Raw genomic sequence first — 24,044 nt, 5'->3', positions numbered from 1 at the left:
TCGCTTATCGTTTTCTGCGGACCGGCCATCGTTTCGGCGCCGGACCACCCAGGCCAAGCCAGCTTAGGCCCCGCGCCACCGGTCCGGGGCCATGCGCGGCGAGAGCCTCGCGCGCGCCAGGTTCATGTTTTGCGAACGAGAGCAGCATGCCGAGCGCGGCGAGGGTGGGTAACAGAGCGGATCCGCCGTAGGAGACCAGCGGCAGCGGGATCCCGGTGATGGGGAACACGCCGATGACCGCGCCGATGTTGACGATCGCCTGGCCCGCGATCCAGGCGACCGCGGCGGCCGAGGCGAGCCGGACGAACGGGTCCTTGACCCGGGTGGCCACCCGCAGCCCCGCGTAGCCGAGCAGGCCGAACAGCGCCATCACGACGAGCGTGCCCATCAGGCCGAGCTCCTCTCCGAGGATGGAGAAGATGAAGTCGCTCTCGGCGTGCGGGATCCAGCTCCACTTCTGCCTGCTGGAGCCCAGACCCAGCCCGAACCAGCCGCCGCTGCCCATGGCGATCTGCCCCTGCACGGCCTGGAAGCCCGACCCCTGGGCGTTGCCCCACGGGTCCAGCCATCCCGCGATCCGTTCGGAGCGGTAGCCCTCGGTACTGATCATGACGATGACCGCGAGCACCGCCACCGCGAGGATCCCGCCGAACAGTTTCAGCGGCGCGCCCACCACCCACAGCAGCGCCAGGAAGATCAGCATCAGCACCAGCGTGGTGCCGAGGTCGCGCCCCAGCATGACCATGACGGCCAGGATCACCGTGCCGGGCATCAGCGGGATGAACAGGTTGCGCCACTCGATCCGGCCGCCGCGCGCCTTGCGGGCCAGCAGGTCGGCCCCCCAGAGCATCAGCCCGAACTTGGCCGGCTCGGACGGCTGCAGGTAGATCGGGCCGAGGTCGATCCAGCGCTGGGCCCCGAGCTGGGAGGTGCCGACGAACAGCACCAGCACCAGGCCGATGATCGACAGCGCCATCAGCGGGTATCCGGCGAGCTTGAAGAACCGCAGCGGCAGCTGCGCGCAGATCCACATCAGCGGGATGCCGATCGCGACCGAGATCGACTGCTTGAAGAACCAGTAGAACGGGCTTCCCGTCTCCTGCAGCGCCTCGATGCTGGAGGCGGACAGCACCATCATCAGGCCCAGCGCGAGCAGCAGGGCGCTGCATCCCAGGATCAGGTAGTAGGAGGTCAGCGGCCGGTTGAGCAGCTCCCGGAAGGCGTTCAGATGCTCGCGGAACCCGTCCTGGCGGGAGGCGGCGCCCTCGTGCGCCGTCACGCTCACGCCCGTCTCCCGCCGTCCTCTGCGGCGAGACGCCGCACGGCTCGGGCGAACGCCTCCCCTCGGGCCGGGTAACCGGCGAACATGTCCAGGGAGGCACCGGCCGGAGCCAGCAGCACGGTGTCTCCGGGGGTGGCGAGCCTTGCGGCTTCGGTGACGACGCGATCCATGACCCCAGTGTCTTGCCCGGACACCTCAATGATCGGAACATTCCCGGCGTGTCGCGTCAGAGCTTCGCGAATTCGCCCGCGATCGACGCCCAGGAGCACCGCACCGCGCAGCCGCGGCGCGGCCCGCCGTACGAGCTCGTCCACGTCGGCGCCCTTGAGCTGACCTCCGGCGATCCAGACGATCGACGCGTAGGCGGCGAGCGACGCGGCGGCGGCGTGCGGGTTGGTGGCCTTGGAGTCGTCCACGTAGTCGACCTCGCCGACCCGGGCCACGTGCGCGATCCGGTGCGGGTCGGGGACGAAGTCCAGCAGGCCCCGCCGTACGGCCTCGGCCGGCACCCCGTAGGACCTGGCCAGGGCCGCGGCGGCGAGCGCGTTGGCCACGTTGTGCGGCGCGAACGGCCGGACGTCGGCGAACGAGGCGAGCTCCTCGGCGTTGCGCACGGGGTCGGCCACGAACGCCCGGTCCACCAGCAGGTCCTCGACCACGCCGATCTGACCGGGGCCGGGGACGCCGAGGGTGAAGCTCACGCTCCGCGCGGCTCCGGGGTGTCCCTGCGCGCTCCCGTACGGTGCGGCCAGGCGGGCGGCCCACTCGTCGTCGGCGTTGTGGACGACCGTCCCGGCCCGGGTGAAGATCTCGCCCTTGACGCGGGCGTACTCCTCCAGGGAACCGTGCCAGTCGAGATGGTCGGGGGCGACGTTGAGCAGGGCGGCGGTGTGCGGGGCCACGCTGGGCGAGCGGTGCAGCTGGAAGCTGGACAGCTCCACCGCCAGAACGTCCCAGGGCCCCGTGACGGCCTCCAGGACCGGGGTCCCGACATTGCCCGCCGCGAGCGCCCTGTGCCCCGCGGCGGCCAGCATGGCGGTGAGCATCCGCACCGCGGTGGTCTTGCCGTTGGTGCCCGTCAACGCCAGCCACGGCGCCGCACCGGCCGGACGGAGCCGCCAGGCGAGCTCGACCTCGCCGATCACCTCGATCCCGGCCGCCGCCGCGGCGACGAGCAGCGGGTGGTGCGGCGGCCAGCCGGTCGTGACGACCATGGAGGTGCCCGGGGGCGGCTCGGTGGGCTCGCCGAAGCGGACCTCGACCCCGAGCCCGGCGAGCTCCTCCGCGCTCGCCCTGGCGCGCTCGCCGTCCCTGCCCTCCAGGACGATCACCTTCTCGCCCCGGGCGGCCATGATCCGGGCGACGGCCGTACCGGAGACCCCGAGACCGGCGACGCAGATCACGCCGCCCTCCCCCGCGGACGGAACTGTCGTGCTCATCGGTTCACTCGCCGCGCTCGCTCGTCACTTGGGCATCCATTCGACGTAGAACAGTCCGAGGCCGGCTGCGGCGCAGAGCGCGGCGATGAGCCAGAAGCGCACCACGATCGTCGTCTCCGCCCAGCCCGCCAGCTCGAAGTGGTGCTGGAGCGGCGCCATCCTGAAGACCCGTCTACCGGTCATCTTGAAGAAGCCCACCTGGATGATCACCGACATCGTGATGATCACGCACATCCCGGCCAGGATGATCAGCAGGAACTGGGTGCGGGTGGTGATGGCCAGTCCGGCCAGCACGCCGCCCAGGGCCAGCGAGCCCGTGTCACCCATGAAGATCTTGGCGGGCGGGGCGTTCCACCACAGGAAGCCGACCAGCGCGCCGAGCACGGCGGCGGCGACCACGGCCAGGTCCAGCGGGTCCCGGACCCAGTAGCAGTTGGGACCGAGCTGGACGGTGCAGCTGTTACGGAGCTGCCAGTTGCCGATCAGCACGTAGGAGGCCAGCACCACACCGGTGGCACCGCTGGCCAGGCCGTCGAGGCCGTCGGTGAGGTTCACCGCGTTGGAGAAGCCCACGATCATGATGAGCACCAGGATCGCGAACCCGATGAGACCGATGGACGGGCCGAAGTCCCGCAGGAACGACAGCCGGGTCTCGGCCGGAGTGATCATGTAGGCGTTCGGGAAGCGGGTCACCAGGACCGCGAAGACCGCGCCGATGACAAGCTGCCCCAGCGCCTTGGCGCCGCTGCGCAGGCCGAGGCTGCGCTGCTTGTAAATCTTGATGAAGTCGTCGAGGAAGCCGACCGCGCCGAGGCCCACCATCAGGAACAGCACCAGGATCGCGGAGATCGTGGGCGTGGTCTGGCTGACCAGGTGGGCGCAGGCGAACCCGACCAGCGCCGCGATCACGATCACGGTGCCGCCCATGGTGGGGGTGCCGCGCTTGTCGTGGTGGCCCGAGGGGCCCTCTTCGCGGATGCTCTGCCCGTAGCCACGCCGCGAGAACAGGCGGATGGCCAGCGGCGTGCCGAACATGGACAGCAGCAGACCTACCGCCGCCGCAATGATGATCTCTGTCATTGGCGGTCACCTTCGAGCAGCACTGCGGCCACACGTTCCAGTCCGGCCGCACGCGGCCCCTTGACGAGCACCACGTCGCCCGGGGCCAGGAGCCCCGACAACTCGGCACCCGCCGTGGCCGCGTCGGCGACATGCGTGATTCGTACGGTGGCCGCGGCTGCGGCTCCGTTTTCCTGGTCTTCCTGCGGGGAGCTCGCGCCGTCCGGACCCGGAACACCGCCCGCGCCGTCCTGGGCGACGGCTCTGGCGCCGGCCAGGACCGGCTCGGCGTCGGAGCCGACGACGAACAGGCCCGTGAGACCGGCGCTCCCGGCCAGACGGCCCAGATCCTCGTTCAGGGCCGCGCTTTCCTCGCCCAGCTCCCGCAGCGCGGCGATGACCGCGAAGCGGCGGCGCCCGCCCGCGAGGGCGTCCAGGGCGCCGAAGGCGGCGCGCATGGACTCGGGGTTGGCGTTGTAGGCGTCGTTGATCACGGTGACCCCGTCCTGGCGGTCGGTGACCTCCATCCGCCAGCGGCTGCGGGGCTCGGCCTCCGACAGCTCCTCCGCGATGGTGGCGACCGGCAGGCCGAGCTCGTATGCGGCCGCGGCGGCTGCCAGCGCGTTCTGCACGGCGTGCTCGCCGTACAGCCTGAGCCGGACGGGAGCGGCCCCGGACGGGGTGCGCAGCGTGAAGGCGGCGCGGCCCCGGGCGTCGACGGTCACGTCCTCGGCCCGTACGTCCGCGCTCTCGGCGCGGCCGTACCAGGTGACCCTGGCCTGGGTGCGCTCGGCCATCGCGGCCACCAGCGGGTCGTCCGCGTTCAGTACGGCCACGCCGTCGCTGGTCAGCGCCTCGACCAGCTCTCCCTTGGCCTTGGCGATCGCCTCCTTGCCGCCGAAGACGCCCAGGTGGGCGGTGCCGACGTTGAGGACGACGCCGATCTTCGGCGGGGCGACGCGGGTGAGGTGTCTGATGTCGCCCACGTATCTGGCGCTGAGTTCCAGCACCAGGTAGCGGGTGCCCTCGTCGGCCTTCAGCACGGTGAGCGGGTGGCCGATCTCGTTGTTGAACGAGCCCGCGGGGGCCACCGTCGGGCCGATCCTGGCGGTGAGCCTGGCCAGCAGGTCCTTGGTCGTGGTCTTGCCCGCCGAGCCGGTGATGCCGATGACCGTGGTCTCCGGCAGGTCCACGCAGACGGCGGTGGCCAGGGCCGCGAGCGCGGCCACGGTGTCGCCCACGATGACCGCGGGGACCTCGACGGGCTTGGACGCCAGCACGGCGACCGCTCCGTCGGCGATGGCCTGGGCCGCGAAGTCGTGCCCGTCGACTCGTTCGCCCTTGATGGCGACGAACAGCGACCCCGGTTCGACGGCCCGGGAGTCGATGACGACCGGGCCGCGCACCACCGCGCGGGGATCGGCCATGCCCGCGAGGGCGCCCGAGGTGATCTCGGCGATCCTGGCCAGCGGCAACGGGATCATGATGCGTCTTCCCTACTCTCCATACGTGCTTCGGCGCCCGGTTCGGTTCCGCCGCCTGACGATCGCGTCGGCGACCACTTGTCTGTCGTCGAACGGGAGCACCTCGTCACCGACGTACTGCCCCTGCTCGTGACCTTTCCCAGCCACGACGACGACATCACCGAAACCCGCCCGGCTTATCGCCAGGTCGACGGCCGCGGCGCGGTCCGGCTCAATGATCACATGTGCGCGCCCATCCTGGGGCACGCTGAGAACTCCGTCCATCATCTCCGCGAGAATCCGCAGCGGATCCTCGGAGCGGGGGTTGTCGCTGGTGAGAATAGCCACATCCGCCAGCCGTGCGGCGGCCTCCCCCATCATCGGGCGTTTGCCCCGGTCACGGTCACCGCCGCAACCGAGCACCACGGTCAGCCTGCCCGTGGTGACCTCGCGAAGCGAGCGCAGGACCGATTCCACGGCGCCCGGCTTGTGCGAGTAGTCGACGATGGCCTGGAAATCCTCGCCCCCGGGCACCCGCTCCATCCGGCCCGGCACTCCGGCGAGCGTGCCGACACCCGCGACCGCGGTCCGCAGCGGCACCCCGGCCTCCACCAGGGAGACGACCGCGCCCAGGGCGTTGGCCACGTTGAACAGGCCCGGCAGCGAGATCGTCACGGCCTCCTCGACACCGCCGGGGCCGGCGACGCGGAAGGTGCTGCCCTCGGCGCCCAGACGCACGTCCACGGCCCGCCAGTCGGCTTCCGGGGTGCCCTCCGCGGAGAAGGTGGTCATCGGGATCTTGGCCAGGCTGAGGAGCTTGCGCCCGTGGGCGTCGTCGATGTTGACGACACCCACACGGCTCATCTCGGGGGTGAACAGCCGGGCCTTGGTCGCGAAGTAGTCGTCGAGGTCCTTGTGGAAGTCGAGATGGTCCTGGGACAGGTTGGTGAACAGCGCGACGTCGTAGAACACCACGTCGACGCGGCCCAGTGCCAGCGCGTGGCTGGAGACCTCCATGGCGGCGGCGGTGACGCCCTGCTCGCGCATGAGGGCGAACAGGCCCTGCAGGTCGCTGGCCTCCGGGGTGGTCAGCTTCGGCATGAAGCGGAGCTCACCGGCGTGGATCTCCACGCCCCCGATCAGCCCCGCCTTGTGTCCCGCGGCCCGCAGCCCGGCCTCCAGCAGGAAACTGGTGGTGGACTTGCCGCTGGTCCCGGTGACGCCGATGACCATCACGTCCGCCGCGGGATTGCCGTACACCCAGGCGGAGACCTGCCCGAGCAGGCGGCGCGGATCCGGCACGACGAGGACGGGCAGGCCCGTGGCGATCGCGGCCTCCCTGCCCGCCTGGTCGGTCAGGATCGCGGTGGCTCCCGCGGCGAGGGCCTGCGCGGAGAAGTCGGCGCCGTGGGAGGCGGCTCCCGGCAGCGCGACGTAAAGATCTCCCCGCCGCACCTGGCGCGAGTCGATGGTGATCCCCGAGATTGCGGCCAGCGGCGCTCGTGACGTGCCGGAAGGCGCGCCGAGCAGGCTTGCTAGCCCCGAGAGCGAACGGGGTGAACTGGTGGATGGTCGCATGGACGACGGGGGACGCACGGCGAGAGCGTACCTTCACTCATCATTCTCCGGCGCGTATCCGCACCGGAGAGGGCTGGGTGCCGGTCGGCGGGATCTTCTTGCTCTTCAAGGCGAACGTCATCACCTGCTTGAAAACCGGGGCCGCGATCTCCCCGCCGTAGTAGCCCTTCTGGGGGTCCTGGACCACTGCCAGGACGACCAGACGGGGTTTGTCCGCGGGGGCAAACCCGACAAACGTCGCGCTATATCCACAATAGCCCTGACATTTGGCGTCATAGCGCATCGCGGTACCCGTCTTACCGGCCACCCGGTAGCCGTCGATGGCGGCGAGGTGGCCCGTGCCCTCCTCGCTCACCGCGGCCTCCAGCATGGAGGAGATCTCCTTCGCCGTACGCTCACCGACCACCCGGGTCTGCTTGCCCGGCTTCGACGGCGTGAACGTGCCGTTCTCGGCGGTCGTACCGGCCACGACCTGCGGGGCGACGCGGACTCCGCCGTTGGCGATGGTCTGGTAGACGCTGGCCGTCTGGAGCGCGGTCACCGAGACCCCCTGGCCGTAGGCGATCGTGCAGCGCTGGCTGCCCGACCACGACTTCCAGTCGGGCAGGAGCCCGGCCTCCTCACCCAGGAGGCCGGCGCCGGGCTTGGCGCCGAAGCCGAAGCGCTGCAACATCTCGTACAGCCTCTGGTCTCCGACCTTCTGGTCTCCGATCTTGTGCGCGGCGAGGATCGTGCCGACGTTGCTGGAGGTCGCCACGATGCCGGAGAAGGTCAGCCGCTCGACGGCGTGCGGGTGGGAGTCCCGAAGCACCCGGTCCGCGCACCTGACCTGGTCGGGGACCGTGAACAGGGTGTCGGGCCGAACGGCTCCCGACTCCAGGGCCGCCGCCGCGGTGATGACCTTGTTGGTGCTGCCCGGCTCGAACACGTCCGCCACCGATCGGTTGACCCAGTCCTTGGCGGGGGTCTTCGACCAGTTCTTCAGGTCGAGCTCGGGGGCGTTGGCCATGGCGACCACCTGACCGGTCTGCACGTCCATCACGATGGCGCTGCCGGTGCGGGCTCCGGTGGCCGTGACCTGGTCCGTGATCGCCTTCTGCGCGGCCCACTGGACGTCGCGGTCGATGGTGAGCCGTACGTCCCGGCCCTCCACCGGCGCCTCCAGGGTGCTGCGGGTCATCGGGATGCGCTGCCCCATGGCTCCCGTCTCGACGAACTGCTGTCCGTCGCGGCCGGCCAGCAGCTTGTCGTAGGTGCTCTCCAGCCCGGTCAGTCCCGTGCCGTCGTCGCCGACGAACCCCAGCAGGGTGCCCGCCAGGTTGCCACCGGGGTAGTCGCGCCGGTAGCGGTGCTTGGCGCCGACGCCCTTGAACTCGTGATCCATGATCCGCTGGGCGATGGGCGGGTCGACGGTGGCGGCCACCTGCTCGTAGTGGCTGCTGGTGTCGGCGAGCTTGGCCGCGATCCCCTCCTTCGGCTGGTTCAGCTCCTTGGCGAGGACCGTGGCCACCTGGTCGCGTTTTTTGGCGTCGACCTCGGAGGGATCGACGAAGATCTCGCGCGCCTCCAGGGTCAGCGCGAGCTCGTGTCCGTTGACGTCGGTGATCGAGCCTCGCCGCGCGGTCAGCTTCTCGGCCTGGACCCGCTGTTTGGCCGCCTCCGCCGTATAGACCTTCGAGTCGAGGCCCTGGAGCTGGATGAGCCGTCCGGCGAAGATGGAGAGCACGAAGGTCATCGCGATCAGGCTGATGTTGATGCGCCTGCCGGGGTTGCCCAGCCGAAGCACCGCCGGCGGCCGCGCGGGCGGTCGCGGCGGCCTGCCGCCGGACCATCCCCTGGGGCGCATGCGGCCCGGATCGGTCGTCTGCTCGCCCGTCCGCCTCGGGGCGGGACGGACCCGGCCCGGGGCGGTCTGCGGCTCCTGTGGCCGCGGAGGACGCCCCGCTCTGCGCGGCGTCTCGGGGCCCGGAGGCCTGCCGGACCTGCCCGCCGTCTCCGGACGCGTGGGTCTGCCGGGAACCTCCGGCCTGCCCGCTCCCTCGGAGCGCGACCTCGCCTGCCTGTCGGGTCGCCCGGACCTGCCCTGCCCGGGCTCCGGCGCCTTGCCCGCGGAACCCTGCCTGCGCGGCGCGGCGGGACCCGGAGGCCTGCCGGACGCACCGGGCCTGACGGGCCGCTCAGGCCCCGAAGGCTTTCCGGGCCTGGCGGATCTCTCGGGCCCGGGTGTCTTGCCGGACCCACCGGCCCTGCCCTGCCCGTCGGAACCCGGCGCCTTGCCGGACGGACCGGACCTGTTCGGCCCGTCGGAACCCGACGGCCTGCCGGAGGAACCGGGCCTGGCCGGTCCGTCGGCGGCGGAGGGCCTGCCGGACGAACCCGGTCCTCCGCGGCCCTCGGGGCCCTCCGGGCGGGCCGGACGGCCCGGACCCGGCTTTCCCGTCGCGTCCGGACGGCCGGGACCGCCCGGGGCACGGCGACCGGTGCCTCCGGCGGAACCGCCGCCGGAACCGCCCCGGCCCGGCCCCGGGCCCCTGCCTCCGGCGTCCCTCACCGGCCCGTGCCCGGCACTGGCTCCTGCCCGGCGAGCGTCTGTCCGTCGCTGGCGGTCCGGCTGGTGGGTTGGCCGGGGATGAGGGGGTTCAGCTTGTTCCAGTCGGGATTCAGTCCCTGGAGCTCGCCCTTGTCCGCGACCGCGGCGGGCATCTCGAGCAGCATGTTGGTGTGCTCCAGCTCTTCCTTCTGCTGGTGGGACAGGTTGATGTCGGCGCGCAGCTTGCTCAGCTCGAAGGAGTCCCGGGCGAGGACGGTGTTCAGCAGCAGCAGGCTGACCAGGCCGCCACAGAGCAGACCGACCACGAGCAGCACGAAGGGAGCCCTCGGCGCACGCGCGGGGCGGGGCGCCGCGACCGCGGGGGCCGCGACCGGTGCGGCCGGCGCGCCGACGGGCACGGGCTTGGCCGGTGCGGGCCTGGCCGGTCTGGGCCTGTGTCCCTGCGGCATCGTGCGGGGGACGTAGGCAGGTCGCGCACCACGGCTCGGCGCGGTGCGGCGGACGTCTGACTCACTCCTCGTCAACTGCCTCACGGATCCTCTCTGCCGCCCGACACCGGGCAGAGGCCGCCCGCGGGTTGCGGGTGACCTCCTCTTCACTTGGAAGCTCGGCTCCCTTGGTCAGAAGGGCGAACCGCGGCTGATGCGCCGGCAACGGGACGGGCAGCCCCGGCGGGCTGGTGTCCCTGGTCCGCGCCGTGATGACCTGCTTCGTCAGCCGGTCCTCAAGGGAGTGGTACGCGAGCACGACCACGCGCCCGCCCAGCGTCAATGCGTCGAGCGCGGCTGGGAGCGCGCGTTCCAGCGCCGTCAACTCCGCGTTCACCTCGATCCGCAACGCCTGGAAAGTCCTCTTCGCGGGGTTGCCCCCGGTCCGTCTGGTCGCGGCTGGGATCGCCGTACGGACGATCTCCGCAAGCCGCTTGGTCGACGTTATGGCCTCCCTGGCCCTTTCCTTGATGATTAGGTTCGCGACACGCGGAGCAAATCGCTCTTCGCCGTAATTACGGAGAATCTTGATCAGTTCGGCGGCTGTGTAGGTGTTGACGACGACTTCGGCCGTCAGCTCCTCGTCGCGGTCCATCCGCATGTCCAGCGGGGCGTCGTAGGAGTAGGCGAAGCCTCGCTCGCCCTCGTCCAGTTGGGGCGAGGAGACCCCCAGGTCGAAGAGCGCGCCGTGGACACGGGGGTGACCGGCCTCCGCCAGCACCTCGGTGAGCTCGTCGGAGACCGCGCGCACCAGCGTGATCCGGTCGGCGTACGGCGCGAGCCGGATCGTGGACCGCTCGATCGCGTCGGGGTCGCGGTCGATCCCGATCAGGTGCAGCGAGGGGTGTGCGGCGAGCAGCGCCTCCGCGTGGCCGCCGAGTCCGAGGTTGGCGTCGACGACGACGGGAGCAGGGCGGGCAAGCGCGGGAGCGAGAAGCTCGAGTACGCGATCAAGCATCACGGGCACGTGGCCGCCCGGCACCTGAAGATCATGGTTGTCGTTACCCGCGCGCATGAAGCGCAATCCCCCTTTTCCGCCTCGTCTCACAGACGTGCGGCGGACGTTCATCGGTATGTTTACTGGCCCCCACCCTCGGGGCCGTCCGGCCAGGTCCCCATCCGCACCCGCGTATCGGTCCGTCACCTGACACCGGGGAAGGTGCATCAGCTGACGGACTAGGTGTGGTTGCGGGTGGAGACCTCGCCGAACGACGTTTTAACCGATGAGTCGACCGTGGAGTCACAGAATCCCTGGCAGCACCTCCTCCGAGAGATCGGCAAAAGCCTGCTCTTGATCGGCCAGATAAGTGCTCCAGGCGTGTGCATCCCAGATTTCCAGCCGGGTGTTGGCTCCGATGACCACGCAGTCACGGCACAGGTTGGCGTATTCGCGCAAAGCCTGTGGGACGGTGATCCGGCCTTGCTTGTCGGCGACCTCGTCAGATGCACTGGCGAAGAAGACACGGCTGTAGTCGCGGACCGCCTTGGCGGTCATCGGCGCGGTGCGCAGAGCCTCGGTAATGCGCTGGAACTCCTCTACGGGAAAAACGTAGAGGCAGCGCTCCTGGCCTTTGGTGATCACCAGACCCTCCGCCAGCTCCTCACGGTACTTCGCCGGCAGGAACAGCCGTCCCTTGTCATCAAGACGCGGGTGATGAGTGCCGAGGAACACCGGCCCCACCTCCCGTGCCTGGCGGAGTGCCCGGCGTTAGTAGCCCCTGCCCTCCACTGCGCACCACCATACTCCACTTCTCCCCACCGTCAACTGATTCTGCGGGTCTTCGCGCGCTGTTTTGCTGATATTTCCGCAGCTCAGAAGGGGTGGTGCGGAGTGGAGGGGATGAGGGCCCCCTTGCGTGTCGCGAGCACGCCCAGAAGGCACCCGAATAGTCAGAAGATTTGCGAATCGACCGCATCGCGGTGATGAGTGGCGGAAAGTGGAGCCCCCCGGTCAACGCCGGTCTCGGCCGCGCCCGATCACGTCCATCTGTCACGGAGTCCGTACGTCAATCGCACGAAAACACGACGGCCATGCCACACACTGTGGCTGTTCACCCGGAATCGGCCCTAATGACCACATAAAGTCGCCGCTGGAACGTACAGCGCCGTAGGGTCAGTACGCAGAATGAGCTATGGACCTACAAAGGTCCGCAATACGAACCCCCGGCGCGTAACGCCGTACCTTCATGGAGGCCTGGTGGCAGTAACCCATGACGTCTCACCGCAGCTCGATGATCTCGCCGTCACCGCGCACCGGATCCGCCAGTCGATCGAATCAGTGATCGAGGGCAAGAGCGACGTCGTCCGCCTGACCTTGACCGTCCTCCTCGCCGAGGGCCACCTACTCATCGAGGACGTGCCCGGAGTCGGCAAGACCATGCTTGCCAAGGCGCTGGCGCGGTCCATCGACTGCCCGGTGCGCCGCGTGCAGTTCACCCCCGACCTGTTGCCCAGCGACATCACCGGTGTGAGCGCCTACAACCAGCAGACCAGAGAGTTCGAGTTCAAGCCTGGACCGATCTTCGCCAACATCGTGGTCGGCGACGAGATCAACCGTGCCTCGCCGAAGACGCAGTCGGCCCTGCTGGAGTGCATGGAGGAGCATCAGGTCACCGTCGACGGCACGACCTACAAGCTGGACACCCCCTTCATGGTGATCGCCACCCAGAACCCCATCGAGATGGAGGGTACCTACCCTCTCCCGGAGGCGCAGCGCGACCGCTTCACCGCCCGGATCGCGATGGGATATCCCGCGGCCACGGCCGAACTGGAGATGCTCGACGTGCACGGCGGCGCCTCTCCACTCGACAAGCTGGAGCCGGTGGCCACCACCGCCGAGATCCAGGCCCTGATCCAGGCGGTGCGCGCGATCTACGTCTCGCAGGGGATCAAGAAGTACGCGATCGACCTGGTGACCGCCACCCGCAACTCCCCCGACCTCCGGCTCGGCGCCTCTCCGCGCGCGACCCTGCAGCTGGTCAGGGCCGCCCGGGCGCACGCCGCGCTCGCCGGTCGCGACTACGTCATCCCCGACGACCTGCAGGAGCTGTGCGTCCCCGTCCTCGCCCACCGGCTGCTGCCCAGCGTCGAGGCCCAGGGGCAGCGCCGCCTGCCCGAACAGGTGATGACCGACCTGATCCGCAGGGTGCCCGTGCCTGAGGCCCAAGCGAAGTGACCTCCGGCCTCAAGGCGCTCACCGCCCGCGGCCGGTCCTTCCTCGCATCCGGCATCGCGGCCCTGTTGTGCGCCTTCATCCTCGGTGAGCACGACCTGCTCAGGATCGGCGTGCTGATCCTCTCCCTGCCGCTGCTGGCCGCCCTGGTGGTGGCCCGCACGCGCTACCGGCTGAGCTGCGCGCGCCGCCTGGACCCGCCGAGGGCCGAGCTGGGCAGTGAGGCCACGGTGACGCTCCGGCTGGAGAACGTCACGAGGCTGCCGACCGGCCTGCTGATGATCGAGGACACCGTTCCCTACGCGCTCGGCGCCCGGCCCAGGTTCGTCCTGGACCGGGTGGAGTCGCAGGGCGTCCGGGAGATCGACTACCGGGTCCGCTCCGACCTGCGCGGCCGCTTCACCATCGGACCGCTCTCCATCCGGATCAGCGATCCCTTCGGTCTGGTGGAGCTGACCAGATCCTTCACCATCAGCGACACGCTCGTGGTGACCCCCCAGGTGACGGCGCTGCCCCACGTCCGCCTCTCCGGCGAGTGGACGGGCGGAGGCGACAGCCGTACCAGAAGCGTGGCGTCGGCGGGTGACGACGACGTCGCGCCGCGCGACTACCGGCAGGGAGACGACCTGCGGCGGGTGCACTGGCGCTCGACCGCGAGGTACGGCGAGCTGATGGTGCGGCGCGAGGAACAGCAGTGGCAGAGCCGGGGGGCCTTGCTCCTGGACACCCGCCGCTACGCGCACCGGGGCGAGGGACCGCGTTCCTCGTTCGAGGTGGCGGTCTCGGCCGCGGCCTCCATCGGCGTGCAGCTCGCCCACGAGGGCCTCGGCCTGCGCCTGGTCACCGACCAGGGGGCCGAGCACCTCACCGACGCCGGGCTGAGCTGGTCGCTCCTGGACACCCTGGCCGTCGTGCGGACGAGCCCGGCGCGATCACTCGAGTACGGCATCAGCGCGCTGCGGCAGGGCGGTGGGGACGGGCTGATCGTGGCCGTGCTCGGCGGGATCGACCTGGAGCAGGCACAGGAGCTGGCCAGGCTCAGGCACGGCAACGTGACCGGCGTGGCCGTGATGCTGGACGTGGCGGGCTGGGAACGTCCCGAGCTCGGCGACAACGAGGAATACCAGGCGGCGCAGGCGGTGCTCGCGGGGATGGGCTGGCGCATCGTCCGGCTGCCCGCGGGCGCCTCCATCGCGAGCGTGTGGCCGGACGCCGCGCAACGCGGGCGATTCGCAGCGAGCAAGGGCGGCTCATGAGACTTCCCCTAGCGTCGGGAGTGGCCACGGGAGCGGTCGCGATCGCGCTCTACCCCCTCTTCCAGGGCGGCAGCTGGTTCTGGACGAGTCTCGGGATCATCCTGGTGGTGACCGGCGTCGGCGTCCTGGCCAGCCGCTACACCCTGCCGAACTGGCTGGCGCCCCTGGCCCAGCTGGTCGCAGTGCTGATCTATCTGACCGCGGTGTTCACCGGCGAGCAGGCCTGGGCCAAGGTGGTGCCCACCAAGGAGTCGGTCGTCAGGCTGGGCGAGCTGCTGTCCACCGGCTTCACCGACATCCAGCGATTCGCCGCCCCGGTGCCCGACAGCGTCGGCATCGTCCTGCTCACCTGCGGCGGCGTCGGCCTGATCGCGATCCTCGTCGACCTGCTGGCCTCCCGGCTGCGCAGGGCGGCACTCACCGGACTGCCTCTGCTGGCGCTGTTCACCGTTCCGGCCGCGGTCGTCGTCGAGCCGATCAGCTGGCCGGCGTTCATCATCGGGGCCCTGGGTTACCTGGCGCTGCTGGTCGCCGACGGGCGCGAACGGGTCAGCCACTGGGGCCGGACGGTGCTGGTGCGCCGGACGCCGTCCTTCGTCGCCCCGCGGCCCGCCACCTCCGACACCGGGACGCTGCGGCTGTCCGGCAAGCGCATCGGGGTCACCGCGATCGTGCTGGCCGTCCTTCTGCCCTCGCTGCTGCCCACCCTGGAGCCGGACCCGCTGTTCGGGTTCGGTGTGGGCAACGGCAGGGGCGGCGGCGGCAACTCGGTCAGCATCCCCAATCCGATCGTCAACCTGCGGGGCCAGCTCTCGCTGCCGAACAACTCCACCGTCCTGACGTACACCATCAGCGACAGCTCCCCGCGCTATCTGCGGATGTATTCGCTGGACACCTTCGACGGCGACCAGTGGACGATGTCGGAGCCGAGGGGGCGCCCGGAGGACCGGACCTCCGAGGGGCCGATGCCGCCGGCTGTCGGCCAGAGCGCCTCCGTGCCCACCACGCCGGCGACCACCAAGATCACGGTGAGCGAGGAGGTCAGGGGACTGAGCTTCCTACCCCTGCCCTATCCGGCCACCAAGGTCACCGTCGAGGGCGACTGGCGGCCCGACCGCGACACGCTCATGGTGTTCTCCACCCGGGACACCGCCGGAGGGCTGTCCTACGAGGTGACCACCGCCGAACCCAAGCCCACGGCGGAGGCGCTCAAGACGGCGGGGGCCGCGCCCGCCGCGATCAACGAACGCTACCTGGCGCTGCCGGAGAACCTTCCGCCCGCGATCAAGGAGCTGGCCGGGCAGGTTACGGACCAGAACGCGAGCCTCTACGAGAAGGCGATCGAGCTGCAGGAGTTCTTCACCAAGGATGGCGGATTCACCTACAGCCTGGCCACCCAGGGGAGCAGCGCCTCTGCCCTGACGGACTTCCTGATCCGCAACAGGACCGGGTACTGCGAGCAGTTCGCCTCCTCGATGGCGGTGCTGGCACGAATTGTGGGCATCCCCGCCCGGGTCGCCATCGGCTACACCAGCGGCACCAACTTCGCCGGCGAGTGGCAGGTGCGCACCCACGACTCGCACGCCTGGCCCGAGCTCTACTTCGAGGGCACGGGATGGCTGCGGTTCGAGCCCACCCCCACCGGCGGAGGTGGTCAGGGCAGCGCGACGGTGCCGTCCTACACCCGGCCCGAGATCGCGCCGACCACCACCGACGAGCCCTCCGCGAGTCCCACCTCCAGCTCCAGCGGCGCGGAACTGCCGGGCGGACCGACGGCCAACCGAGGCGGCCGCCCGCTCGATCCCGAGTTCGGCGGGTCGCTGATCCCGGTGGACGAGGGCGTGCCGCTGATCGCGAAGATCGGCATCGGGGCCGCGATCGTCCTGCTGATCGCGTTGATCCCGGGGATGTTCCGCCTGGAACTCCGCGCCCGCCGCCGCAGGGCCTACTCCCGCGAGATCCAGGCCTCCCCCGATGACGCGGATCTCCAGGATCCGGCCGCCCCCGGGCTCACCGGCGTCACCTCGGCCAGGACCCACCGAGGGGAGCCGGCGGTGAGCGCGGCGTGGTCCGAGCTTGACGACGCGCTGTGCGACTACGGCATGTCCAGGCAGGCGAGCGAGAGTCCCAGGGCTCTGGCCCGGCGGCTGGCCGAGCAGTACGCGTTCGACGCGGAGGCCACGGCCGCGGTGACCAGGATCGCCACGGTGGTGGAACGGATGCTCTACGCCAGGACTCCCGGCGAGATCGGTTCGCTCCGCGCCGACCTCCACCGCGTACGGCGGGCCCTGGCGGCCACCGTGACCCGCGGCAGGCGGATCAGGGCCGTGCTGCTGCCGACCTCCACGCTCCTGCGGATGCGGGCGATGGGCGGGCGGCTGCTGGACGGCTTCGACCGGCTGGAGAACATCAGGCTCCGCCGGCCGACCAGGAGGAACGCCTGAACGCGGGAGGACTCGACCGCGACAGGACAGGCTAAAGAGACATCACGGCCGATGATGTGGGTCACTCCCATCGGGAGTGACCCACATCATCAAAGAGAACGGCCCGCCACCGTCAGGTGGCGGAACGTTTCTTCACTAGCGTTCGTCGTGCCGACGGCGCCAGCGCTCTTCTACGCGCTCCATGAAGCTCGGCCGGGAGCTGCGGCGCCCCGCCTTGCTCTGCGGCTGATCGGACGGCACGGCAGTGGATGCCTCACCGAACCCGTTCATCCGCTTCCAACTGGACAGACCCCACAAACACGCGGCGAGCATGACCACGAAACCGCCGACGCCGAGCGGGATGTTGATAATCACAACGCCGACCATCAGCAGGACGACGCCCAGGATGAAGCCGATGGAGGCCTTCACCAGGCGACGCCTGTAATGGCTGCGCGGATCACTGATCCTGACGGTATTGGCCCACTTCGGGTCCTCGGCGTAGAGGGCCTGCTCGATCTGGTCGAGCAAGCGCTGCTCGTGCTCAGAGAGCGGCACGGCGCCTCCCAAGGACAGCCCCAGGACGGGGAAGACGGTGACGGACGACACGGGGTGTCCGAACCTCGCGGTCGGTTATCCCCAGAATACGAGGCTGTAGACGTAGACGAAAGAAAACGTCCAACGTAGTCCAAACCGGAGGCGGCATCATGGGTCTATTCCATCAAACGGCGGGCTAACAAGCGACGCCGGGAGCACCGCATCCTGACCGAATCTCCGGACCGCCCTGTCCATAGCCTGTTCGGCCTCCCGCCAACCCGTCTCGCGCTCTCCCAGGCCGAGTTGTCTGGTCGCCCCGTCTGCCGGGCGGAGGTTCTCCACACGCACTCCGACCAGGCGAAGTCGTACATTTTCCAGGCCGGCAGCGGCATACAGCTCACAGGCGGTGGCGTAGAGGATCTGGGCGACGTCCGTGGGCTCGTGGAGGCTACGGGAACGGGAAATCGTGCTGAAATCGGCCCGCCGAAGCTTGACACTGACCGTCCGGCCGACGTGACCACCCTGCCTGAGCCTCGCGGCGACCCGTTCCGAGAGGCGGAGTAACTCCCTGCGAATCTTCACCGGATCGTCAACATCTGTGGTGAATGTCTCTTCCGCACCGATGCTCTTGTCGGGCACGTGCGGGGTCACGGGGCGCTCGTCGCGCCCCCAGGCGAGCGCGGCCAGGTGCGTGGCCGCCGCCTGACCGAGCCCTCGCTCCAGCGTCGCGACCGGGACCCTGGCGAGATCACCGACGGTCTTGATGCCGAGCCTCGTGAGGGACTGCTCAGTGCGCTCTCCCACGCCCCACAGTGCCGCCACGGGGAGCGGGTGGAGGAAGTCGACCACCTGATCCACGGGCACGACCAGCAGGCCGTCAGGCTTGCAGTGCTGCGAGGCGAGCTTGGCCACGAACTTGCTGTTGGCGACCCCGACGGAACAGGTGATCCCGTGCTCGTGCACGACCTGTTCGCGGATCATCTCGGCGATCGCGGCCGGCGGGCCCAGCCGCTTGCGGGCCCCTCCGACGTCGAGGAACGCCTCATCGGAGGCGATCGGCTCCACCTCGGGGGTGAACGTGTGAAAGATCTCCATGACGCCCCGGGAGACCTCCGAGTATTTGCCGCGGCTCGGGGGGATGATCACCGCCTGGGGGCAGAGGCGGCGGGCCCGGGTCATGGGCATCGCCGAGTGCACGCCGAACCTTCTGGCCTCGTAGGTGGCGCTGAGCACCACCCCGCGCGCACCGGGCGCGCCGATGATGACGGGTGTTCCCTTGAGCTCGGGGCGCTCACGCAGCTCGACGCTGGCGTAGAAGGCGTCCATGTCGACGTGGAGGATGGGACAGCCGGTGTCGTCGGCGCCCAGATTCGGGCCTGGACGCGGCATCTGCTGTTTTCTCGACACGACGTCATTCTACGAGAACACGCGTTCGATGTGCCCTTCACCGGTGACCCAACACATGCAGCTGGGTCGCGATGTCACGGAGCACCGAATGGGCGGCGGCCGCCTGCTCCAGGGCGATCAGGGCACGCGCGGCCCCCGGCTCGCCGTCGAGCAGCCTGCTGGGCACCAGGTCGGCGAAGATCCGCACACCGTGAACCTCCCCGGGGACAAAACCGGTCATGCCGAGGAGTCGCTCCAGGCTCTCGCGAGTGAAGCGCCGCGGCGTGGGGTCACGATCGCCCCAGCGCCCCTCGGGGTCCTCCAGGATCTGGCGGGCCTCGTCGAAGCGGCCGGCGACCGAGCGATGCAACGCCGCGGCGATGGGGTTGGCGGCCAGCACGCTGATCACCCCGCCCTTGCGCAGCAGACCGGCCATGGCCGTCATCGCGCTGACCGGATCCTCCACGTACTCCAGCACGCTGTGACAGAGCACCAGGTCCGCGCCGCCCGCGGGGAGCAGCTCGCCCAGGTCCGCGGCGTCGCCCTGCAGGGCGCGCACCTCGACCTCCGCCTCCGCGGCGCGGCGCTCCAGCGCGGCCAGCGAGTCGGGGCTGGAGTCGACGACCGTGACAGCATGTCCCAGATCGGCCAAAGGTACGGCGAAGCCGCCCGTTCCACCCCCGGCATCGACGATGTCGAGTCGATCACGGCCTGTAGCGGCCATCTGATCGGCCAGCACTGCACGCAGGACATCCCACACGACAGCGGTTCGTACCGCCGGGGTGCCTGCCTGCCGCGAGATGCCTACGGCATGCAACTTCAGATCGCCTCCTCTTTCGGTGACGAACCCAGCCTACGCTGGACCGCCCGTGAAGCGGCCCAAGCACGATCCATACTCACGCTTGATCGAGTTTTTTCCCGGCACGGGTCGATTCCGGGGCATAAGGATGCGATGAAAACACGCGGGCGCCCGTCGCGGCCGGAGGCCGGGACGGGCGCCATACATACGCGTGTCGGGGAGCCGGGGACAGGTCCGCCGGCCCCCGCTGGATGGCGCTACAGCGCCAGCGACGGCTTGAGTTGCTTGAAGCGGGCCATCAGGCCGTTGACGAACTGCGGCGACTCGTCGGTCGACAGTTCGGAGGCCAGGCTGACCCACTCGCTGATGACAACGCCCTCCGGGACGTCGGGCATCCACAGGAGCTCGTAGGTGCCGCCACGCAGCAGGTTGCGGTCGACCGCGGGCATGCGGTCGAGCGTCCAGCCCTCGGCGTAGGTGGTGATCAGCTCGTCGATGCGGATCTGGTGCCGGCAGACACCCTCGACGATCGTGGTGGTGTATTCGTTCACGGGTGGCTCGGCCCGCTCCAGGCGCTCGGCGAGAACGCTCAGTGGATTCTCGCTCCGCGCCTCCGCCTCGAAGAGGATGTCCAGCGCGCGTCTGCGCGCCTTACCCCGAGCCGACATCAGGCTCGGCCGAGGTAATCGCCGGTGCGGGTGTCGACCTTGACCTTCTCGCCGGTCGTGATGAACAGCGGCACCTTGATCTCGGCGCCGGTCTCCAGCTTGGCCGGCTTGGTGCCGCCGGTGGAGCGATCGCCCTGAAGGCCGGGCTCGGTCTCGGTGATGGTCAGCTCGACGGCCGCGGGCAGCTCGATGTAGAGGACGTTGCCCTCGTTGATCGCCAGAACGGCCAGCATGTTCTCCAGGAGGTAGTCGGCGGCGGCGCCGACCGACGTCCTGGAGACGTTGAGCATGTCGTAGTTCTCGGTGTCCATGAAGACGTATTCCTCGCCGTCCATGTACGAGAACTGCATCTCGCGCTTGTCGACGTTGGCCACCTCGACCTTGACGCCCGCGTTGAAGGTCTTGTCGACGACCTTGCCCGACCTGACGTTCTTCAGCTTGGTGCGGACGAACGCACCGCCCTTGCCGGGCTTGACGTGCTGGAACTCCACAACCGCCCAGAGCTCACCGCCTTCGAGCTTGAGCACCAGGCCGTTCTTGAGGTCGTTCGTCGTCGCCACTAGTCTCTCCTGCGTACGGCCGCTCTTAAAGGACAAGCAGCTCTTTGGTCGTCCGTGTGAGAAGTTCCGGCCCCTGATCACGCGCCACGAGCGTGTCCTCGATGCGGACGCCGCCCCTGCCCGGTAGGTAAACCCCAGGCTCAACGGTGACCGGAACTCGATCCTTTAGTCTAGCGTGCTCGGGGTCGGACTCTGGCTTTGCCGGAGACAGGAACGGCTCCTCGTGGATCTCCAGCCCGACACCGTGGCCGAGACCGTGCCCAAAGTACTCCCCGTACCCGGCCTCCACGATCAGGTCGCGGGACGCGGCGTCCACGTCATGGGTGATCGCGCCGGGCCGTACGGCACGGCGACCGGCCCGCTGGGCCGCGCGGACCAGCTCGTACAGCTCGCGCTGCCACTGCGCGGGCTCGCCGATCGCCACGGTCCTGGTCATGTCGGCGTGGTAGCCCTCGTAGAGTGCCCCGAAGTCCATCGTGACCAGATCACCGCGCTCCAGCGGCCGGTCCGAGGGCGAGTGGTGCGGAATCGAGCCGTTGGGGCCGCTCGCCACGATCGAGTCGAAGGCGGGCCTGTCGGCGCCCAGCTCGATCATCCGGCACTCCAGCGCCCTGGCGATCTCCTTCTCGGTCAGTCCGGGCCTCAGGATGGGCAGCACGTCGGCGAGGGCCCGGTCGGTGAGCTCGCACGCGGTGCGGATGAGGTCGATCTCGGCCTCGTCCTTGACCAGGCGCACCGCCTCCACCATCCCGGACACCCGCAGCAGGTCCTCGCCCAGCCGGAAGTAGTCGGCGACGGACAGGTGGTCGGCCTCGACGCCGATCCTGCGAGCCCTGGAGACCAGGCCCCCGGCGACGTCGCGCTCCTCGATCACCTCGATGTCGGGGCAGATCCGCCGAGCGGTCTCGGTGTAGCGGGAGTCGGTGGCCAGCGTCGCGGTGGCGTCGGCCCGGACGAGCACCGCCGCGTTGGAGCTGTCCAGGCCGGTCAGATAGCGCACGTTCACGCCATGGGTGACCAGGATCGCGTCCGCCTCGTGAGCGGGGAGCAGAGCCGCCAGGTGTTCGCGGCGCCGAGCATGGGTGACGGTCATATCTGAATGTTATTGACCGGTTTCATGGCGCTACGACCATGTGAAGTGATTTCCGTGAGCGGGAGGGGTCCGGCCCCGGACCGGCCCCCCTCTCGGGGAGAGACGCGGCCCGGTCCGGGCCGCGGCTCGGGCAGAGGCCGGCCCGGCCGGTCCTCCCGCTCGCGGAGAGGTCAGGACGCGAGATCCCTGACCTTCTCGATCAGCTGGATGCGCTCCTCGTGCGTACGGCCGAGCGGGGTGACATTGATGGTCGTGACGCCCGACTCCCTCATGGCCTGGAGGCGGTCGCGGACGTGGCCCTCGGAGCCGATCAGCGACATCTTCTCGAGCAGCTCGTGGGGGACGAGCGCGGCGGCCTCGTCCTTCTTGCCGTCGAGATAGAGGTTCTGGATCTGCTCGGCCTCCTTCTCGTAGCCGTACCGGCGGGCGAGGTCGTTGTAGAAGTTCTTGCCCTTGGCGCCCATCCCGCCGATGTAGAGGGCCGCCATCGGGCGGCCCAGCTCCAGCCAGTCCGACACGTCGTCGCCGATGGCCAGCGCCGCCTGGGCGATGACGTCCAGCTCGCCCAGGGCCGGGTCGCGCTTGGCCTTGCCCGCGGCCAGGGAGGCGCCCCAGACGTCCGCGGCCTTCTCCGGCATGTAGAAGATCGGCTCCCAGCCCTCGGCCAGTTCGGCGGAGAGCTCGACGTTCTTCGGGCCGATGGCGGCGACCACGACGGGGATGCGGTCGCGGACCGGGTGGTTGATGATCTTCAAGGGCTTGCCCAGGCCGGTGCCCTGGTCCGCGGGGAGCGGGATGGTGTAGTGCCTGCCCTCATAGGTCAGGCGTTCGCGCTTCCAGACCTGGCGGCAGATCTCGATGATCTCGCGGGTACGGCCCAGCGGGGCGGTGTACGGCACGCCGTGGAAGCCCTCGATGACCTGCGGGCCCGAGGCGCCCAGGCCGAGGGTGAAGCGGCCGTCGGAGACGAAGTCCATGCCCGCGGCGGTCATGGCCAGCAGGGTCGGGGTCCGGGAGTAGATCGGCAGGATGCCGGAGGCGATCTGCAGCCGCTCGGTCTTGGCCGCGATGTAGCCCATCTGGCTGACCGCGTCGAAGCTGTAGGCCTCGGCGACGAAGACGATGTCGAGACCGGCCTTCTCGTAGTCGGCCAGCTCGGCCACCGTCTCCTTGAAGCCCCCTGAGTAGTTCAGGGCCATACCGATACGCATCGTGAGATCGTCCTTCCGCATACGCCGACGAAACCGAATGTTGTTCCGTTGTCTCGGCAACAAAGGTTAACCACTCACCGCCGAAGCACCAAGCCCCGCGCCGCCGCCCTACGGCCGGTAGCCTACGCATTCCGGGGTAGGGGATCCCTCGGGTGCGGCGGACGAGGAGCGATGTGCTGAGGTGGTCGATCGTCGTGACGGCGGGGGTGCTCTCCCTGGTTCTCGGGGGACACTGGCTGCTGCCGGAGCTGGGCGGGTTCACGCCCGTGCTGGAGAGCGTGCTCCCCTGGCTCGGTGTCGCCACGCCGCTCCTGCTGGTGGGCGCGCTGTTCACCCGTTCGTGGCAGGTGGTCACCGCGGCGTTGGTCCCCGTGACCGTGTGGGCGTTCATGTTCGGCCCCACGCTGCTGCACAGCCCGCCCGGCGGGCTGAGCGACGTGTCCGTCGCCACGCTCAACGTGGGCGCGACCAACGCCCAGTCGGCGCAGGCCGTACAGGCCGTCTCGAAAGGCCGTGACCTGGTCGCGGTGCAGGAGCTGACGCCGGGCGGCCCGGCCGCGAAGTTCCTCAACGAGCACTTCCCGTACAACTACCGGATCGCCACGGTCGGCCTCTGGAGCCGGTTTCCGATCCTCGAGACCCGCAAGGTGGACATCGGCCTGGACTGGGCACGGGCCCTGCGGGCGGTGGTCAAGACCCCCAGGGGAAAGCTGACCGTCTACGTCATGCACCTCGCCTCCGCCCGGCCCGGCCAGACCGACCTGCGCGACGAGACCCTCGCCAAGGCCGGGAAGATCGTCGACAGGGACACCAGCGAGCACCTGCTGCTGCTCGGCGACCTCAACACCGCCACCACCGACCGCAAACGCGCGGGCCTGGTGCCGCCCCTGTCGGACGCCCAGCAGGAGGCCGGCGAGGGGTTCGGCTTCACCTGGCCGGCGTCCTTCCCCGTCACCCGCCCGGACCACATCCTCTACCGCGGCCTCACCGCCACCAGCGCCGGTGTCGAGCAGGCCGCCGGCAGCGACCACCGCGCGGCGGTCGCGTCACTCCGTCTCTGAACCCGGCGGCGGGAAGGCCTC

The 24,044-nt window shown here is 69.8% G+C and carries 20 protein-coding genes; 4 read left to right on the top strand and 16 right to left on the bottom strand.

The genetic code is table 11. The annotated features are described in order from the left end of the window. Positions 1 to 4 precede the first annotated feature (4 nt). The 9 genes from ftsW to mraZ form a co-directional block, all read right to left on the bottom strand. Positions 5 to 1,285, bottom strand: coding sequence for a putative lipid II flippase FtsW (gene ftsW, locus DKM19_RS12555; RefSeq protein ID WP_110695850.1), 1,281 nt, complete (start codon positions 1,283 to 1,285; stop codon positions 5 to 7). Beyond that, positions 1,282 to 2,721, bottom strand: coding sequence for a UDP-N-acetylmuramoyl-L-alanine--D-glutamate ligase (gene murD, locus DKM19_RS12550; protein WP_110695849.1), 1,440 nt, complete (start codon positions 2,719 to 2,721; stop codon positions 1,282 to 1,284). The genes ftsW and murD overlap by 4 nt, the downstream gene beginning before the upstream one ends. A 24-nt stretch (positions 2,722 to 2,745) precedes the next feature. Continuing rightward, entirely contained in the window at positions 2,746 to 3,801 is a 1,056-nt protein-coding gene (gene mraY, locus DKM19_RS12545) for a phospho-N-acetylmuramoyl-pentapeptide-transferase (RefSeq protein ID WP_110695848.1), read from the bottom strand. Further along, positions 3,798 to 5,264 (bottom strand): UDP-N-acetylmuramoyl-tripeptide--D-alanyl-D-alanine ligase, encoded by a 1,467-nt coding sequence (gene murF / locus DKM19_RS12540; RefSeq protein WP_110695847.1) that lies wholly within the window; start codon positions 5,262 to 5,264, stop codon positions 3,798 to 3,800. The genes mraY and murF overlap by 4 nt, the downstream gene beginning before the upstream one ends. 12 nt (positions 5,265 to 5,276) lie before the next feature. Beyond that, positions 5,277 to 6,821, bottom strand: coding sequence for a UDP-N-acetylmuramoyl-L-alanyl-D-glutamate--2,6-diaminopimelate ligase (locus DKM19_RS12535; protein ID WP_110695846.1), 1,545 nt, complete (start codon positions 6,819 to 6,821; stop codon positions 5,277 to 5,279). A 40-nt stretch (positions 6,822 to 6,861) separates the two neighbouring features. Beyond that, entirely contained in the window at positions 6,862 to 8,667 is a 1,806-nt protein-coding gene (locus DKM19_RS12530) for a penicillin-binding protein 2 (protein WP_110695845.1), read from the bottom strand. Positions 8,668 to 9,368: 701 nt separating this feature from the next. Then, positions 9,369 to 9,905 (bottom strand): hypothetical protein, encoded by a 537-nt coding sequence (locus DKM19_RS49400; protein ID WP_162641449.1) that lies wholly within the window; start codon positions 9,903 to 9,905, stop codon positions 9,369 to 9,371. Further along, positions 9,883 to 10,875, bottom strand: a complete 993-nt coding sequence (gene rsmH / locus DKM19_RS12520) for a 16S rRNA (cytosine(1402)-N(4))-methyltransferase RsmH (protein WP_089206160.1) — start codon at positions 10,873 to 10,875, stop codon at positions 9,883 to 9,885. The genes DKM19_RS49400 and rsmH overlap by 23 nt, the downstream gene beginning before the upstream one ends. 225 nt (positions 10,876 to 11,100) lie before the next feature. Further along, positions 11,101 to 11,532, bottom strand: coding sequence for a division/cell wall cluster transcriptional repressor MraZ (mraZ, locus tag DKM19_RS12515; protein ID WP_089206161.1), 432 nt, complete (start codon positions 11,530 to 11,532; stop codon positions 11,101 to 11,103). 453 nt (positions 11,533 to 11,985) lie between these two features. Here mraZ and DKM19_RS12510 point away from each other — a divergent pair, with 453 nt between their 5' ends. From DKM19_RS12510 to DKM19_RS12500, 3 genes are read left to right on the top strand one after another with little or no spacing between them, the layout of a single operon-like run. Then, a complete protein-coding gene (locus tag DKM19_RS12510; protein ID WP_369988722.1) occupies positions 11,986 to 13,035 on the top strand; it encodes an AAA family ATPase in 1,050 nt (349 codons plus the stop codon). Continuing rightward, positions 13,032 to 14,288 carry a DUF58 domain-containing protein gene (locus DKM19_RS12505; protein ID WP_110695842.1) on the top strand — a complete coding sequence of 419 codons (1,257 nt, stop codon included), beginning with the start codon at positions 13,032 to 13,034 and terminating at the stop codon, positions 14,286 to 14,288. Before DKM19_RS12510 ends, DKM19_RS12505 begins: the two co-directional genes overlap by 4 nt. Then, positions 14,285 to 16,732 carry a DUF3488 and transglutaminase-like domain-containing protein gene (locus DKM19_RS12500; RefSeq protein WP_110695841.1) on the top strand — a complete coding sequence of 816 codons (2,448 nt, stop codon included), beginning with the start codon at positions 14,285 to 14,287 and terminating at the stop codon, positions 16,730 to 16,732. The genes DKM19_RS12505 and DKM19_RS12500 overlap by 4 nt, the downstream gene beginning before the upstream one ends. 135 nt (positions 16,733 to 16,867) lie before the next feature. Here the strand turns inward: DKM19_RS12500 and DKM19_RS12495 are convergent, their stop codons facing one another. The 7 genes from DKM19_RS12495 to DKM19_RS12465 all read right to left on the bottom strand — a co-directional run bounded on the left by DKM19_RS12495 (position 16,868) and on the right by DKM19_RS12465 (position 22,962). Next, positions 16,868 to 17,266 carry a DUF3040 domain-containing protein gene (locus tag DKM19_RS12495; RefSeq protein ID WP_110705673.1) on the bottom strand — a complete coding sequence of 133 codons (399 nt, stop codon included), beginning with the start codon at positions 17,264 to 17,266 and terminating at the stop codon, positions 16,868 to 16,870. 147 nt (positions 17,267 to 17,413) lie between these two features. Beyond that, entirely contained in the window at positions 17,414 to 18,634 is a 1,221-nt protein-coding gene (dinB, locus tag DKM19_RS12490) for a DNA polymerase IV (protein WP_110695840.1), read from the bottom strand. Between the two features lie 55 nt (positions 18,635 to 18,689). Continuing rightward, complete coding sequence (locus tag DKM19_RS12485; RefSeq protein ID WP_110695839.1) at positions 18,690 to 19,448, bottom strand: bifunctional 2-polyprenyl-6-hydroxyphenol methylase/3-demethylubiquinol 3-O-methyltransferase UbiG; 759 nt, start codon at positions 19,446 to 19,448, stop codon at positions 18,690 to 18,692. A 239-nt stretch (positions 19,449 to 19,687) separates the two neighbouring features. Then, complete coding sequence (gene nusB, locus DKM19_RS12480; RefSeq protein ID WP_110695838.1) at positions 19,688 to 20,098, bottom strand: transcription antitermination factor NusB; 411 nt, start codon at positions 20,096 to 20,098, stop codon at positions 19,688 to 19,690. Further along, a complete protein-coding gene (gene efp / locus DKM19_RS12475; RefSeq protein WP_089206168.1) occupies positions 20,098 to 20,658 on the bottom strand; it encodes an elongation factor P in 561 nt (186 codons plus the stop codon). The genes nusB and efp overlap by 1 nt, the downstream gene beginning before the upstream one ends. Positions 20,659 to 20,683: 25 nt before the next feature. Next, a complete protein-coding gene (locus DKM19_RS12470) occupies positions 20,684 to 21,751 on the bottom strand; it encodes a Xaa-Pro peptidase family protein (RefSeq protein ID WP_110695837.1) in 1,068 nt (355 codons plus the stop codon). A 170-nt stretch (positions 21,752 to 21,921) separates the two neighbouring features. Beyond that, positions 21,922 to 22,962 (bottom strand): LLM class F420-dependent oxidoreductase, encoded by a 1,041-nt coding sequence (locus DKM19_RS12465; RefSeq protein ID WP_110705672.1) that lies wholly within the window; start codon positions 22,960 to 22,962, stop codon positions 21,922 to 21,924. Positions 22,963 to 23,135: 173 nt separating this feature from the next. Between DKM19_RS12465 and DKM19_RS12460 the strand changes: the two genes are divergently transcribed. Then, complete coding sequence (locus DKM19_RS12460; RefSeq protein ID WP_110695836.1) at positions 23,136 to 24,023, top strand: endonuclease/exonuclease/phosphatase family protein; 888 nt, start codon at positions 23,136 to 23,138, stop codon at positions 24,021 to 24,023. Positions 24,024 to 24,044 lie beyond the last annotated feature (21 nt).

Source organism: Streptosporangium sp. 'caverna', assembly GCF_003203775.1.
Taxonomy (GTDB): Bacteria; Actinomycetota; Actinomycetes; order Streptosporangiales; family Streptosporangiaceae; genus Streptosporangium; species Streptosporangium subroseum.
This window is presented reverse-complemented; position numbering and strand designations above follow the sequence as displayed.